9 protein-coding genes are annotated in these 15,667 nt (G+C 63.6%); 4 read left to right on the top strand and 5 right to left on the bottom strand.

Annotated features, from left to right (window positions below; translation table 11 throughout):
• The first annotated feature begins 60 nt into the window (after window positions 1-60).
• On the top strand, window positions 61-1,092 hold the full coding sequence (locus tag B0E46_RS08990) for a phosphotransferase (RefSeq protein WP_168171170.1): 1,032 nt from the start codon (window positions 61-63) through the stop codon (window positions 1,090-1,092).
• The gene (locus B0E46_RS08985) at window positions 1,085-2,431 is read left to right on the top strand and encodes an aminotransferase class III-fold pyridoxal phosphate-dependent enzyme (RefSeq protein WP_077555435.1); all 1,347 of its coding nucleotides are present in this window, start codon (window positions 1,085-1,087) and stop codon (window positions 2,429-2,431) included. The genes B0E46_RS08990 and B0E46_RS08985 overlap by 8 nt, the downstream gene beginning before the upstream one ends.
• 264 nt (window positions 2,432-2,695) lie before the next feature.
• Here B0E46_RS08985 and B0E46_RS08980 read toward each other — a convergent pair whose 3' ends face one another.
• Window positions 2,696-3,415: a FadR/GntR family transcriptional regulator gene (locus B0E46_RS08980; RefSeq protein ID WP_077555434.1), complete on the bottom strand. Its 720-nt coding sequence runs from the start codon at window positions 3,413-3,415 to the stop codon at window positions 2,696-2,698.
• 598 nt (window positions 3,416-4,013) lie between these two features.
• Between B0E46_RS08980 and B0E46_RS08975 the strand changes: the two genes are divergently transcribed.
• The gene (locus tag B0E46_RS08975) at window positions 4,014-6,566 is read left to right on the top strand and encodes a TonB-dependent receptor (RefSeq protein WP_168171169.1); all 2,553 of its coding nucleotides are present in this window, start codon (window positions 4,014-4,016) and stop codon (window positions 6,564-6,566) included.
• 108 nt (window positions 6,567-6,674) lie between these two features.
• Window positions 6,675-8,702 (top strand): trehalase family glycosidase, encoded by a 2,028-nt coding sequence (locus tag B0E46_RS08970; protein WP_077555432.1) that lies wholly within the window; start codon window positions 6,675-6,677, stop codon window positions 8,700-8,702.
• 221 nt (window positions 8,703-8,923) lie between these two features.
• Here the strand turns inward: B0E46_RS08970 and B0E46_RS08965 are convergent, their stop codons facing one another.
• The 4 genes from B0E46_RS08965 to B0E46_RS08950 form a co-directional block, all read right to left on the bottom strand.
• On the bottom strand, window positions 8,924-10,849 hold the full coding sequence (locus B0E46_RS08965; RefSeq protein ID WP_077555512.1) for a M1 family aminopeptidase: 1,926 nt from the start codon (window positions 10,847-10,849) through the stop codon (window positions 8,924-8,926).
• An 87-nt stretch (window positions 10,850-10,936) separates the two neighbouring features.
• A complete protein-coding gene (locus B0E46_RS08960) occupies window positions 10,937-13,330 on the bottom strand; it encodes a GH92 family glycosyl hydrolase (protein WP_077555431.1) in 2,394 nt (797 codons plus the stop codon).
• A gap of 106 nt (window positions 13,331-13,436) precedes the next feature.
• On the bottom strand, window positions 13,437-14,666 hold the full coding sequence (locus B0E46_RS08955) for an AGE family epimerase/isomerase (RefSeq protein WP_077555430.1): 1,230 nt from the start codon (window positions 14,664-14,666) through the stop codon (window positions 13,437-13,439).
• Window positions 14,663-15,643: a carbohydrate kinase gene (locus tag B0E46_RS08950; protein ID WP_077555429.1), complete on the bottom strand. Its 981-nt coding sequence runs from the start codon at window positions 15,641-15,643 to the stop codon at window positions 14,663-14,665. Before B0E46_RS08950 ends, B0E46_RS08955 begins: the two co-directional genes overlap by 4 nt.
• Window positions 15,644-15,667: the final 24 nt, after the last annotated feature.

The following is a 15,667-nucleotide window of genomic DNA, read 5'->3' as shown; positions in this document are numbered from 1 at the left end:
TGCGCCTGTGATGGGTTTTAAATGTCAACTTATACTACAATTAAGGCTCCCGCAATATTTGTGCGCGATCCTATGGACATCCTGACTCCTGACGCGGCGCTGGTGCTGGCTGACCGGCACTGGCGCATCCGTGGCGATATTTGCGCACTGCCATCCTATGCCGATCAGAACTTCCGCATCCGCACCGAGCATGGCGAGTATGTGCTGAAGGTGGCGCACCCGTCATGGTCGCGGATGGACCTGGATCTCGAGAATAAGGCCATGATGACGCTGGCCGAACGCGAGCCGGCATTGCAATGGCCGCGGGTGCAGCTCGCCGTGGGCGGCGAACACCTGTTGACCTTGCCGATTGCGGGGCAGTCGTGCCAGGTGCGCGTGTTGAGCTTCGTGCCCGGCACGACATATGCGGATGCCATCGGGGTACTGCCTTTGACTCGGCGCGCGGCGTTGCACGAGAGTCTTGGTAGCGCGGTCGGCCGGCTGACGCGTGGGCTGCAGGACTTTCATCATCCGGCTGCCGGTCGCCAGCACGACTGGAATCTGCTGCGGTTGCCAACCTTGTGCGACGAAATCGCGCATATCAGTGACGTCGGCCTGCGCGCCATCGTGGAGGCTCAAGTGAAGGCGTTCTGCAGCCGTCTGCCGCAATGGCAGGCGCAGCTGCCGATCACGGTGCTGCACAACGATGCCAACGATCTGAATGTGATCGTGGCGGATGACGGCGACGGCCAGCGCGTTCGCGCGGTGATAGATTTCGGCGACATGTGCACCAGTTTCCGTCTGGCCGACCTGGCGATCGCCTGCACCTATGCGATGCAGCATGAGGCTGATCCGGTGGCATGCGCACGCACCATCGTTCGCGGCTATCTGGCGCGGTGTCCATTGCGGCGCGTCGAGCTTGAACAGCTGCATGTCTTCATTCTTGCGCGCCTTTGCCATAGCGTGCTGATGGCGACGCGCGCGCATCGGGAAGAGCCCGACAACCCGTTCATCCTTGTATCGCAGCGAGGCGTGCGCGCGCTGTTGCGCGAACTCGCCGAAGTCGACCACGATGCCATCGTCGGCCCCTTTCTGGAACCAAGCCATGACTGATCCCACCGCCTCCGGCCTGCCCGTCGGCGCTACCTCCAGCAACGTACCGCAACGTAGCAATGCCGACATCCTGCGCCTGCGCAAACAGCTGCTGAATCCGACCCTCAGCGTGTCGTACAACGAGCCGCTCAAGATCGTTCGCGGTGAAGGTGTCTGGTTGTACGACCAGCACGGCCAGGCCTATCTGGACATGGTCAACAACGTCTGCCATGTCGGGCACTGCCATCCGCGCGTGGTCGCGGCAGGGCAGGCGCAGATGGCGCAGCTCAATACCAATACCCGTTATCTGCACGACAACATCATCGAGTATGCGCTGCGCCTGACGGCTACCTTGCCCGAACCGTTGTCGGTCGTGTTTCTCACCAACTCCGGCACCGAAGCGAACGACCTCGCCCTGCGCCTCGCGCGGGCGCACACCAAGGTGTCAGGTGTGGTCGTGGTGGATCACGCCTACCACGGTCATTCGCCGTCGATGGTCGAGTTGAGCCCGTACAAGTTCAACGGCAAAGGTGGAGCAGGGCAGAGTTCGCATGTCGGTGTGGTGGCGATGCCCGACATTTATCGTGGGCCTTTCCGCGAAACTTCCGCGGCGGGTCGGCAGTACGGCCAGGCGTTGCCGGCGGCGATCGAAAGCCTGCATCAGCGTGGCATCGCGCCAGCCGCGTTCTATTGCGAATCGCTGCTGGGTTGCGGCGGTCAGATCGTGCTTCCCGAAGGCTACTTGCGCGAAGCCTACACGGCGGTGCGTGCGGCCGGGGGCGTGTGCCTGGCCGATGAAGTACAGGTTGGTTTTGGCCGGGTGGGCGAACATTTCTGGGCGTTCGAATCCCAGGGCGTCGTGCCGGATATCGTTACCATCGGCAAGCCGATCGGCAACGGCCATCCTATGGGCGCCGTAGTGACCACGCCGGAGATCGCCGCCAGCTTTGTCAGCGGCATGGAGTACTTCAATACGTTTGGCGGCAATCCGGTGTCCTGCGCGATCGCGCTGGCGGTGCTGGATGTGATTGCAGACGAGCAGTTGCAGGAGAACGCCCGTCGCGTCGGTGCTTTCCTGATGGAGGGATTGCGCGAATTGCAGCAGCGACACGATTGCATCGGCGATGTGCGCGGGCGTGGCCTGTTTGTCGGTGCCGAATTGGTGCGCGATCCCGAGGCGAGAACGCCCGATCAGAAGAGGGCCAAAGCCGTGGTGGAAGCGATGAAGGCACGTCACGTGCTGCTTTCCACCGAAGGCCCGGACGACAACGTGCTGAAGATCAAGCCGCCGATCGTATTTAGTCAAGCCAACGCCGAAGAATTTCTGGACAAGCTCGATCAGGTGTTGCGTGGGTCGTAGCCCTGTTGCGCTTGCTGGGTATGGATAGTGCCTGGCTCAGCAACCAATGCAGCTGGAGGTTAATTGCCGTCATCCTCGCCGTTCTGAACAGCCGAATGGCTGGTCAAGCAAGAGGAACTCTTCAATAGCGAAGCTGGTCATCCAGTGATTTCGGCGCTTGCGAACCACCAAAGGCGCTGGATCCTCGCTTGACCAGCCATTCGGCTGTTCAGAGCCGCAGGAATGACGAAGTTGGGCCTGGTGCTTAAGCAAGTAACACACGAGTCAGGAAGCTTTTTTGGAGCTTCCCTTGCGCTTTTTGTGAAGATTGGCCAGGGAATCCTCGATCATGCTTTGCATCGCCTTGCGCGCGATCTCCGGCTGTTTGCGGCGGATCGCTTCAAGCACTTTCAGATGGTGCGGCAGTGAATAGTTGAAGTTTCCGGCCGTCTTCGCCGACAACACGAAGAACATCCCGAGAGCGCTTTCGACTACCGAGAAAAGCGAGATCATCAATTCATTGCCGGTCGCCTGCAGCACGGCATCGTGAAAACCGAGATCCGCCACGGCCCATTCTTCAGGGTCCAGGGAGGCTTCCATTTTCCGGTAGGCAAGCTCCACGTTGGCCAGCTGGGCTGCGGTGCGTCGGCGCGCCGCCGCCGCCGCCGCGGCCGGTTCGATGATTTCGCGCATCTCCACCAGTTTTTCGATGAAGTCGTCGGCTGGCATCGAGGCGCAGCGCCAGGAAAGGACGTCCGCATCAAGCTGGTTCCAGAAGTGCGTCGCACGCACGCGGGTGCCCACTCGCGGGCGAGACTCGATCAGGCCCTTGGCGGACAACACCTTCAGGGCCTCGCGCAGGGCCGTGCGACTCACGTCCATGCTTTCGGCCAGTGCCTCTTCGCGCGGTAAGACATCACCCGGACGCAAGTCGCCGACAACGATCCGCTTGCCCAATTCGCGGATCACATGGCCGTGCAGATTGCGTGAGTCCGTAGCCTTCATGTTCAACTTCTCTCCGCAGTAAGGGCTTTCCGCATTGTTGCGCAGTCATCGCAAGACGATGCGGGAAGCCGCTTGGATCGGGTATCGCGGCATGCTGCGGTGCAGTAGCTCCCGAAATTTATCATACAAATGCACCGCGTGAAGTCCGTGCAGCGCCGAGGAACATACCCGGCTGACTCGGGTTGAAGATCAATCGCAGCGCGGCGCAGTGATGGCCGCGAGCAGCTTGCTGCTGGCCGCGGCCGCACGTTGCCTTGAGCCAGCCATCGACCGCGCAGCGGTGCTTGCCAGGCAAGCGATGACATCGCTGCGGCACACGTTCCCGCCTGCCTGCCGAACCACCTCCCGGCCGCCTGCTCCGTGCAGCGCGCGATCAGGCGCATCTTCATCGTGGACATCCGTCTTTTATACTATGGTAGTACAAATGGAGTTTTCTGGGCTACGATGTGTCCTCACCGGCGCCCCGTTTGTGGCAAGGGCAGCGGAGAAGGAACGAAACAGCTTCAGGCAGCGGATGGGCCAGAGCATGCGCAGGCGCCACGGCATCCAGTCCACGCAAATAACAATGACCCATATGTCTCGGGGAGGAGAATTCATCATGAGAAATTGCACGCAGATCAATCGACGGGCTCTAAGCGTTGCCATCGGCGTCATGCTGGCGACCGGTGCCGTACAGGCGCAGGACACGGCGTCCCGAGTCGCACCGCCACAGGCCGCGCCATCGACAGAGCAAAGCAGGCAGAAACCCGCTGAACCGGCATCGGCGCAGACGCTCAACACCGTCGTGGTCACCGGCAACTCGGCCTTCGGTGGCATCAAGAAGATCGATGCCAGCTACTCGGTTACCACCGCGACCAGCGAACAGATCAGGGAGCTCACCCCGGTCAGCACGGCCGACCTGCTGAAGCTGTCGCCCGGCGTGTATCCGGAATCGTCCGGCGGCGAAACCGGTGCGAACATCGAGGTCGCCGGCTTTCCATCCGACAGTGGCGCCCCTTTCGTGACGTTGCAGATGAACGGCTCGCCGCTGTTCCCCAAGTGGGACTACTTCACCGACGCGATGTTCCGCCTCGACGACACCATCGATCGCGTCGAGGCCGTGCAGGGCGGCACCTCGGTGCTGTACGGCAACGGCCAGCCCGGCCTGATCGCCAATTTCATCCTGAAGGAAGGTTCCTCGACGCCTGGCGGCGACATCGGCGTGACCTACGGCTCGGAAGGCATGGAGCGGCTGGACGGCTTCTACGGCTTCCCGATCGGCGGCAAGGACAGCGGCTGGTATGGCAGCGTGGGCGGCTTCTGGCGCAAGTCCGACGGCGTGCGCGATCCGCAGTTCGCCTCGGACAAAGGCGGCCAGCTCACCGCCACGCTCAGCCACGACCTGGAACACGGTTCGCTGATGTTCTACGCGCGCGACCTGAAGGACAAGAACCAGTGGGTCACCGACACGCCGATCTACAACCCGTCCGCGGGCAAGTTCTCGCCCTATCCGGACTTCAGTCCGCTCACCGGCACCTTCGGCAGCAACGCCGACCGCTACCAGTTCCTGCAGACCACACCCTGCTTCACGAGCGGCTGTACGCCTGGCGGGCAAAACATCGACATGGCCAACGGCCAGGGCGGTGACATGCACGTGGTCGGCGCCAACCTCGACCTGGATTTCGACAATGGCTGGTCGCTCTCCGACAAGGCCATCCTCGTCGGCGGCAACATGGATACCACGGCGTTCTTCAGCACTGGTGCCAACCCGACCTCGCTGGGCGAGTTCATCACCGGTTCCGTCTCCGACTTCGGCCTGCCGTCCGGCGGCACCGCCACGGCGGTCTACACCAACAACGGCCAGCCGGCGAACTTGAATCAGAACGTCACGGTGCAGAACCCCGAGTACATCCACAAGCGCATCCATTCGCTCAGCAACGAGTTCCGGCTGAGCAAGGAAATCTTCGACGGCAACACGCTGACCTTCGGCAACTACACCGCGGTGTACGGCATGGACCACTCCGAAGACGACGGCCTCAACATGCTGTTGCAGGCGAAGAACAACCCGACCCCGATCGCGGTGGACTACAGCGTCGGCGGCAACGTCTACCAGCTCACCGACAAGCAGGGCCTGTTCTGGGCTCCCGGCCCGGCGTCGTGGATGGCGTTCAACGAGAACTGGCACGCCACCACCACGGCGTTCTACCTCGCCGACGAGTGGACGCTGGGCAAGTGGCGCTTCGACGGCGGCGTGCGCTGGCAGCACGACAACATCGGCGGCAACTTCCAGAACACTTCGTCGGGCGATCTCGACGCCAACCCGAACACCGTCTACAACAACAATGCCGAGTACCTGATCGACAGCTGGACGCATTACGGCCAGAACCGCGGCGCGGCGTCGTGGACGCTGGGCGCCAACTATTTGCTGGCCGACAACATGAGCATGTACGGCCGCGTCAACAACGGCGCGTTCCTGCCCAGCTTCGACGACATCGTGAACCTCGGCAATCCGCCGACCGAGCACATCCACAACTACGAGATGGGCTTCAAGTACCAGGCGCCGTGGATCTACGCGGACATCGGCGTGTACCACCGCCAGTTCATCGGCGTGCCGTACTCCATCCAGTTGAGCACGGGGCTGGTCAGCCTGGTCTACGGCTCGATGACCAACGGCGTCAACGCACAGGTGATGCTCAAGCCGTTCGAGCGCTTCTCCGTTGCGCTCAGCGGCAACTACATGCATGGCCACTACAACCGCTACGCGGGCTGCGTGACGTATCAGGCGCAGGACGGAAGTTACCAGTGCAGCAGCATCTCCGGCATGACGGTCGATCGCCAGCCCGAGATCCAGTACCGCGTGACGCCGGCCTACGAAGTGCCGACCAGCTGGGGCAGCCTGAAGTTCTGGGCCACCTACGAGCACATCGGCAACCGCTACAGCGACCAGCTGATGCAGCAGCCGATGGGCAGCTATTACGACGTGAGCTTCGGTGCCAACGCCAATATCGGCGAGAACTGGATGCTGAGCCTGCGCGGTACCAACATGACCAACCAGATCGGCATCACCGAAGGCAACGCCCGCCTGTTCGGCTTTGCCAGCAGCGGCGGGGTGATTCTCGCCCGCTCGATCGAGGGGCGCGAAGTCAACTTCCAGGTCAAGTACAAGTTCTAAAATCCTAGGGAACGAAACCGTTGCCATCCGGGAACCTGCGTCGCGTCGGCTGCTTCCGTGGCCGACGCGGCCTCCTCACCAGCGGTTCGCGCCAAGGAACGATACGTCATGCGTCCACCCGTCAAGCTCCTGATCATCGCTGCGACTATCGCGGTCTTTAGTCTTGGCGGCGGGGAGGCATGGGCTGAGCCAGTCACCCATCGGGCCGATGCCGCTACCAGCTATCTCGATGTACTCGACCTGCACGGTGCGCCGCAGACACCGACGGATCGAAGCTTCAACATCTTTTTTGACGCCGGGTCGTGGCATGGCTACAGCCTGCCGGTTGCCGGCGATCCCGCGACAGGTTTTTCCGGCCCCTTCGTGCACAGCCTTGGGGATGGCCAATGGGCCGGTGCGCGCTTCGCCCAGTTGGCACTGCGCGATACCTCCAGCAAGCAGAGCATCAGCCTGAACCCGACCGATAGCCACGCGGCGCCGGGCTATCTGGTACGCCAGTTTTCCGGCCCGGGCCTGACCGTGCGGCAGACCTTGTTCTTTGCCGATTCCTGGCATGCACTGGTGCGCATCGAACTCACCGCGACAACCTTGCAGGACGTGGATCTTTCCGTGGCCGGGCGCGTGATGCCCGAGCAGCAGGCCGGGCTGGTCAAGGATGGCGATACGGTGGCGCAAACCTTCGCCAACTCGAGCTCGAAGCTGACCACACGACTCCACGCAGACGGCGCTCCTGCCTATCGGATCATGCTGGCGGGAGCCGACTATCGCATCGCGCTGGAGCACTCACTGCATCTGAAACCGAAGCAGACGGTAACGGTCTGGGTCGAGCAAACCCTGGTCTACGACGTGCATGCCGACAAGCCAACACCCGCCGATCTCGCCACGGCCTGGACGCAGAACCGTGCACGCTGGGACAACTACCTGAAGTCCGTGACAGCGAGCCATCTTGCGGGCCTGCCTGATGCGACCACGCGCCGGGTTTCGGTCAAGGCCATGCTTACCCTGCTGGGAAACTGGCGGGCGGCGCGTGGCAACCTGCACCACGACGGTGTCATCCCCTCGTACTCCAACCCCGATTTCAACGGATTCTGGTCCTGGGATTCGTGGAAGCACGCGGCAGCACTGGCGCGGTTCGCGCCCGAGCTCGCACGCGACCAGATGCGCGCGATGTTCGACTACCAGGCCGCCGATGGCATGGTTCCCGACTGCGTCTATCTCGACAAGGCGGCCAACAACTGGCGCGATACCAAGCCTCCGCTGGCGGTCTGGGCCACGCTGGAAATCTATCGCGCTACAGGTGACAAGGCCTTTCTGGCGGAGATGTACGACAAGCTGGCGCGCTATCACCGCTGGTGGTTCACGGCGCGCGATCATGATCACGACGGCCTGGCCGAATATGGCTCGACCGACGGCAGCAAGGTCGCCGCCAGATGGGAAAGCGGCATGGACAACGGCGTCCGCTTCGACGCCATCAGCATGCTCAGGAACGGCGAGGGCGCCTGGTCGATGGACCAGGCGTCGGTCGATCTCAACGCCTACCTGTACAAGGAAAAACTCGACCTGGCGCAGGTCGCGGCCATCCTCGGCAAAACCCGGGATCAGGCGCAGTGGCTGAACGAGGCTGCGGCGATGAAGACCGCAATCCAGCAGCGCATGTTCGACAAGGCGCGCGGTTATTTCTTCGATATCAAACTTGGCAGCGGCGATCCCGTGCGCGTTTATGGTTCGGAAGGCTGGACGGCGCTGTGGGCTGGCGTGGCGACTCCCGATCAAGCCCGGTCCGTGATCAGGATCATGCTTGACCCGAACAAGTTCGCCACCTTCATGCCGTTTCCGACACTCGCCGCCGACGACCCGCACTTTTCACCGATCAAGGGATATTGGCGCGGCCCGGTATGGATCGATCAAGCCTATTTCGGCGTGGAAGCTCTGCGGCATTACGGCTATGACAGGCAGGCCGACCAAATGGCTCGTCGTCTGGTACTCAACGCCAAGGGGCTGGCACAGCAGGCACCCATGTACGAAAACTACGACCCGTTGACCGGCCGGGGTTATCAGTCGCCCAATTTCAGCTGGGCTGCCGCCAGCTATCTGTTGCTGGTGCATGAGAGCACGAACGAGCACGACGTACCGTGATCGACGACATCCCGATCTTGGCCGTCGGCATCGTCCCGTCGGCGGAATAGTTGCAGCCAACACGGGAGCCTCTTCGGCACCGAGTCGATGGGTGGATAAGGATGGCCTGAATAGTCCTCGCGTCATTCCAGCTTGCGCTGGGATGACGGATTATCCAGAAAATCCTAAAACGGAAGGCGGCAGTCGCAGGACTGCCGCCTTTTTCGTTCACGCGCGCATGCTTACGGCATCACGAAAGTATTGTTGCCGCGGTCATGGTCGGGCAGTGCATGGGCCGGATCGATGGTGGCGGACTTCACCTTGCGCGTGCCGTCCACGTGGATCACGTAACCATGGTGCTGCTGCCAGGTTTCCCACGGCACGCGCACGTCCTGCTTGCTGCCGTCGTCATAGACCACCTCCAGCGTGGCGGGCAGCACCAGCTGGTCGAGATTGGCCACGGTGACGTCGGCACCCTTGCGGTAATCGCCATCGGTATAGGCGACCTTCTGCACGGCCAGGTCGAGTTGCCAATTGTGTTCGTACCAGCCACGCCAGAACCAGCCCAGATCCTCGCCGGTTTCGCTTTCCATGAAGCGGAAGAAGTCCGACGGGCTGGGATGCTTGTAGGCCCAGGTGGCGATGAAGCGGCGGAACGCCGGGTCGAAACGCTCCGGCCCGATGATCTGTTCGCGCAGCAGCACCAGGCCGTAGGCGCTCTTGAAGTAGGTGATCGGGTGACGGTATTTCTCCGGCACCATGTCGGCACCGATCAGCATCGGCGGCGCGGCGGCATCGGCCAGCAGCTTCGCCATCTGATCGCCGGGGCTGCCGTCGCCGGGCGCATATTCGCTGTCGCGCTTGGGCGCGTATTCGCCGTGGTTGAAGTGGTCGGCTTCGTAGACATCGATGAACGTGTTGAAGCCTTCGTCGATCCAGGCGTCGCGCCGCTCGTTGCTGCCCACGATCATCGGGAACCAGCTGTGGCCGATCTCGTGTGCGATCAGCGCATGCAGTTCACTGCCGCGGGAACTCTTGTCATCGAAGGTGATGGCCGGATACTCCATGCCGCCGGCGGTACCGGCCTCGTTGATCGCCACCGGCCATGGGTAGGGATACCACTGCTTGGAGAAGTACTCGGTCGCGGCCTTGAGGTATTCGGTGGCGCGCCCCCACGCCTCCTTGCCGGCGCTTTCGACCGGATACGCCGACATCGCCAGCGCGGTCCTGCCTCCCGGCAGGTTCATCCGCGCGGCATCCCACACATAGGCCTTGGAGGCGCCGAAGGCGACGTCACGACTGTTCTGGATGCGGAAGTGCCAGGTCAGCGTGCCGCCCTGCTGCGGACGGCTGGACGGCTGGGTGACTTCCTCGGCGGTGCGGATCATCACGGTGGTGTCGCTGTGGCGGGCCTGCTCCAGTCGCTGCTGCTCCGTCTTTGTCAACACCTCGGCTGGATTCAGCAGTTCGCCGGAGCCGACCACGATCATGTCCGCGGGCACGGTGACCGAATAGTCGAAATCACCGTATTCCAGGTAGAACTCCTGGTTGAGGTAGGGCGCGGTGTCCCACCCGCGCAGGTCGTCGTAGACGCACATGCGCGGGTACCACTGCGCGATCTCGAAGATGTCGCCGTTCTTGCTCGGGTTCACGTCGGTACGGCCGCCGAATTCGCCGGGTACGGTGTAGCTCCATGCAATATGCACGCGCAGGCTGTTGCCGTTGCCCTTCAGTGCTTCCGGCAGCTGTATCTGCATGCGGGTATCGGAGATCACCCATTTCGCGGCCTGCGAATGGCCCTGCGCATCTTCCACTTCGACCGAGGCGATGGTGTAACCGTCGGTAAACTCCTTCGGAAAACTGTCGGCGAAGGCGCCGCGCGCGTCTTTGCGGTAGCGGTTCTGGTCCAGCTGCAACCACAGCACGTAAAGTGCGTCCGGGCTGTGGTTGGTGTAGCTGATCACTTCGCTGCCGCTGAGCTTGCGGCTGGCCGGGTCGAGCGTGGCCTTGATCCGGTAGTCGGCGTGGTTCTGCCAGAACAGCGGGCCGGGCTTGCCGCTGGCAGAGCGATAAGCGTTCGCCGGTTGCGGGTAGGCGAAGGTGGCGAAGGTCTGTCGCGGATCGAAGCGCGTGCCGGTGTCGGTATCCGCGGCATGTGCGGGCTGCATGGCCGCGGACACGAGCGACAGGCAGGCGAAGAGGCATGGGAGCGTCAGGTTTTTCATGCGTCGAGTCCAGAGGTGTTGCCGTTGGGATCAGTCATGCGGGGGCGGGAATGACGGGGGTGCGCCGGCGTCGTCGTGACCCCATTGCGTATTCGGGATTGTGCCCAGGCTGAAGCGCAACTGGCCGCCGTGCTCGACCAGATCCGGTGACAGCCACGGATGTTCGTGGGCCCTCCCGTCGACGCTGAGTGCCTGCACGTAGGGCGTGCTCGATGACGCCGCTGGCGCGTCGATCGACACCTCGCCGCCGGAGCCATGCACCACCGCATGCGGGAACAACGGGCTGCCCAGCAGCAGCTCGGCGCGGCCGGGAATTTCCGGATACAGGCCCAGCGCCGCCCAGACGTACCACGACGACATTTCGCCCAGGTCGTCGTTGCCGGGAATGCCGTCGGGCGTATTCTTCCAGAGCGTGTTGACGACGGCGCGCACGGTCTCCTGCGTCTTCCACGGCTGGCCGGCGTAGTCGTACAGCCACGGTGTGGCCACCGACGGTTCGTTGTTGAGCTCCGCATGCAAAGGGCCGGCGTTGGTCAGCGCCCAGCTGCCGTCCTGGTGACGGAAGAACACATCCAATCGTGCGCTGGCCTTGTCGCGGCCCCCCAGCGTATCGAACAGGCCATGCACGTCGAACGGCACCATCCATAGATAGATCGATGCGCTGCCCTCGACGAAGCCGTCCTCGGTATCGGGTGTGAATGCCGGCCAGCTGCCGTCGGCATTGCGGTTCTGGATATAGCCGCCTTGCGGCGTGGCGTGCGGGTTGAACAGGTTGCGCCAGTAGCCCGCACGGGTCAGGAAGCGTCGCTGGTTGTCGCCGTCGCCGACGCGGCGTGCCAGTTCCGACAACGCGAAGTCGGCGCTGGCTTGTTCCAGCGTTTCGCCGGCACCGCCCCAGGCGTGCGACTTCGCGGCGATGTAGTGCAGGCTCAGCCACTGGTCCAGCGATGGCCGCTGGCCCACGCATTCGACGTTGCAGCCGTCATCGCTGAGGTCGTTCGCGGTGGGTACAGTGGCAGCCTTGAGCAATGAGTCGTAGGCGCCGCGCAGATCGAAACCGTGGCCGCCGAATGCCACGATATCCGCCAGTGCCGGTACCGCCGGATCGCCGCTCATCACGTGCGTGCCGCCGGAGTTGTGCGTCCAGCGATCCCACTCGCCATGGTTCTGCTGTGCCTGGTGGAAGAATGACTGCGCGATGTCGCTGCCGATCTGCGGTTGCAGCCAGGTCACCAGTTGCAGGTGCGAACGGTAGATGTCCCAGCCGGAGAAGTTCGCGTACTGCGCCCGCTGCGTGCCGTCGATGCGATGGGTCTGCTGGTCGAAGCCGCGGTACTCGCCGTTGACGTCGCTGTAGACGTTGGGATGCATCATCACGTGATACAGCGCGGTGTAGAACGTGCTGCGCTGGTCGGGCGTGCCACCGTCGACGGCAATGCGGCCGAGTGCCGTGTTCCAGGCGTCGTGTGCACGCTGCCGTACCTGTGCCAGCGTGGTGGCGGCGGGTATCTCGGCCTGCAGATTGGCGCGCGCGTTCGCCAGGCTTACGTAGGAGATGCCCACGCGGGCCTGCACCGTGCTGCCGGGAGCGAAGCCGACCCACGCACCGGAGCCCTTGCCCAGCGGCGGGAAACCCTTGGCGGCGTAGCTGGTGCCACCACGGGCCGAGCTGCCGCCGGGATGCACGCGGGCATCTTGCCAACTGCCGGTGCGGATGAACGGCTGGTCGAATTCGGCGACGAAATACAGCGTGTAATAGCTGCGCTGGTCGGCCTTGGCCAGGTAGCCGCAGAAATTGCCGCTGGTGACCGCGCCGGTAACGGTGCGGCTGGCGGGATCGATGCGAATGTCGGCCGCGCTGCTGCCGACCTCGGAGTCGGAGGCGCGTATCAGCAGGTTGGCCGGCTTGCCGGCGGGGAAGCCGAAACTGGCCATGCCGCTGTGCATGGCTGCACTCAGCTGCACATCGGCGCCGTTGGCCAGCTGTACCTGGTAGTAGCCGGCGGCGGCATGTTCGTCGGTGTGGCGGAAATCGCTGGCGTAATAGCTGTCCTTGTCATCGGCGGACGGCGAGATGGGGATCGCCGTGGTGATGGGCATGAACGGCACGTCGCCACTGGCGCCAGCACAACCGGTACCCGACAGGTGGGTGAGGCTGAAGCCGCGAATGCGCGGGGCGCTGTAGAGATAACCACCCGGTGCCGCGGTGCGATTGTGCTTGCCGCGGGTATTTTCCGGACTCCACTGCAGCATGCCGAACGGCAGCAGCGCGCCGGGAAAGGTATTGCCGCCGTTGCTGCTGCCGATCAACGGATTGACTGCCGACGCGGGTGACGATGCTGCGTCCTGGGTCATGGCGCCGCTACTGGCGAGCAGGGAGATCAGCATGGCGACAAGTGGAATGGGTCGGAACGGACGTGACATGCAATTCTCCAGTTCGGCGCGCTGTCGGAGCGATTTCAGTCGTGATCGCTCTGCGCCGATCGATCGGCATAGCGAGCATTGCGACCGACGTCGCTCCCGCAGGAATTCAGCGTGCCGGCATCACATGCAACAGTTCGTAGCACGCGCCCATGGTGTGGTAGTCGGTCTTGCCCGCCGGGCTTTTCTGGTCGTCGATCTTGCGATTGTCGCGGGTGAGGATGCGGTACCACGCACCGTATTGGTGATCGACGAAATGCTGCCATGCGTAAGCCCACAGCTTTCCGTACCACTCGTCGTAGACGGCCAGGCCGGTGCGCGCATGCAGCAGGGCGGCAGCGGTCAGTGACTCGGCCTGCACCCAGAAATACTTGTCGCCGTCGCAGACACTGCCATCCGGTGCGAAGCCATAGCAGATGCCGCCGAATTCCTTGTCCCAGGCGCGCGCCAGCGCGGTGTCGAACAGTTGCCGCGCGGTCGGCAACAGCCAGTGTTCCTCGCGGCCGCGCTCAAGCAGCAGGGGTTCCAGGATCAGCAGCAGCTTGGCCCATTCGGTCTGGTGGCCCGGCTGGAACCCCCAGGGGCGGAACAGGTGCTTGGGATCATCGCGGTGGTAGTCCCAGTCGATGTTCCAGTGGCTGTCGTAGTGCTCCCACACCAGGCCACCGGCCTTGGCGGCCTGGCGGCGTGTCATGCGGTCGGCGAGCATGAGCGCGCGATCGAGATAGCGCGGCTCGTCGCTGGCCTGATAGGCCGCCAGCAGCGCCTCGCACAGGTGCATGTTCGCATTCTGTCCGCGGTATTCGCTGAAGTGCCATGCCGTATCCGCCTCGTCTCGATAGAGGCCGGCCGCGGCATCCCAGTAACGCTGTTCCAGCAGGCGCCAGGTTTCGTCCATCCATGCCTCCGCCTCGATGATGCCGGCCCGGTAGGCGGTGGCGTAGGCGAGCAGCACGAAGGCCACACCATAGGCGTGGTTGGTGCGGTCTTCCGGTTGGCCGTCGCGGATCGTCCAGGCATAGCCGCCGGTATGCGGGTCGCGGTGCACTTCGCGCAGATAATGCAGGCCATGCCGCACGGCATCGAGATACTCGCGGTTGAGTGCAGCGGACGTGTCGAGTTCGATCGCCGCCATGGCGTAGTTGAAGACGAAGCGTGTACTGCTGACCAGGTGGCGATGCCGGCGATCGTAGATCGTGCCGTCGTCCTTGAAGTAGTGGAAGAAGCCGCCGGCCGGATCGATGGCGCGCGGGTGGTAGAAGGCCATCGTCTGCGCCACATGGCTGCGCAGGAACGCGGAGGAGCGAAAATCGGGAGTGGCGGCGGTGGGCGCGTTCATGCCTGCTGCTCCATGAAGGCCAGCACTTCGTTGCCGCGCGGCATCGCGCTGAACGAACCCTGCCGGGTCACGGTGAGCGCGCCGCAGGCGGCGGCAAAGCGCAGCATGGCGTGCAATCGCGGCAGTTCGGTCACCAGGTGTTCGATGCGGTCGGGAGTGGCCGCAAGCTCGGCCAGGCAGCACAGCAGGCCGCCAACGAACGCGTCGCCGGCAGCGGTCGTGTCGACGACCTCGGCCGAATAGCACGGCAGTTCGCCGTCGGCGTCGGGATGGAACCAGCGCAACGGCTTCGCGCCATCGGTCACCACCACCAGCCGGGTGCGCCCCAGCCACAGCCGATCGAGCGCGGCCTGCTCGCCATCCACGGCCAGCCAGGCGAATTCCTCCGCGCTCAGCTTCACTACATCGGCCAGGTGCAGGGCTGGCCACAGTAGCGGGTAAGGATCGACTTCGGCTGGCCACAGCGCGAGCCGAAGGTTGAGATCGAAGCTGACCAGCGCGCCGGCGCCGTGGGCCCGCTGCATCCCTTCGCGGGTCGTTTCCGCTGACGCCGGATCGGTCATGCTGTTCGAGCAGACATGGAACACGGCGATATCGCGGAACGTGTCTTGGCGAAAATGCGCCGGGCGGAACAGCAGGTCGGCCGTGCGCTCGCGGTAGAAGCTGAAGCTGCGTTCGCCGTGGGCATCCAGCGTGACCAGCGCGAGTGCAGTGTTTGCCAGCTTGGTGCGCACGACGTCATCCGTGCCGACGCCGGCCTGCCGCAGGCTGTCCAGCAGGAAGTCGCCGAAGCGGTCATGCGACAGCATGCCGGCGAAGCGTGCCGCGCCGCCAAGACGGGCGGCCGCCACCGCCACGTTGGCGGGCGCGCCACCGGCAAACGGCACGAAGTGCTGCGCAAAGCCGCGGCCATCGCCGCCCTCGGCATGAAAGTCGATCAGTGCCTCGCCGAAGCACAGGATGGGGCGCATGTTCATGGTCAGGATTCTTGGGTGAAAGGT

The sequence above is a fragment of the Rhodanobacter sp. B04 genome (genome assembly GCF_002001125.1).
In the GTDB taxonomy this organism is placed as follows: Bacteria; Pseudomonadota; Gammaproteobacteria; order Xanthomonadales; family Rhodanobacteraceae; genus Rhodanobacter.
Note: the sequence above shows the minus strand (reverse complement) of the source record. Positions and strands in the feature narration are given on the sequence as shown.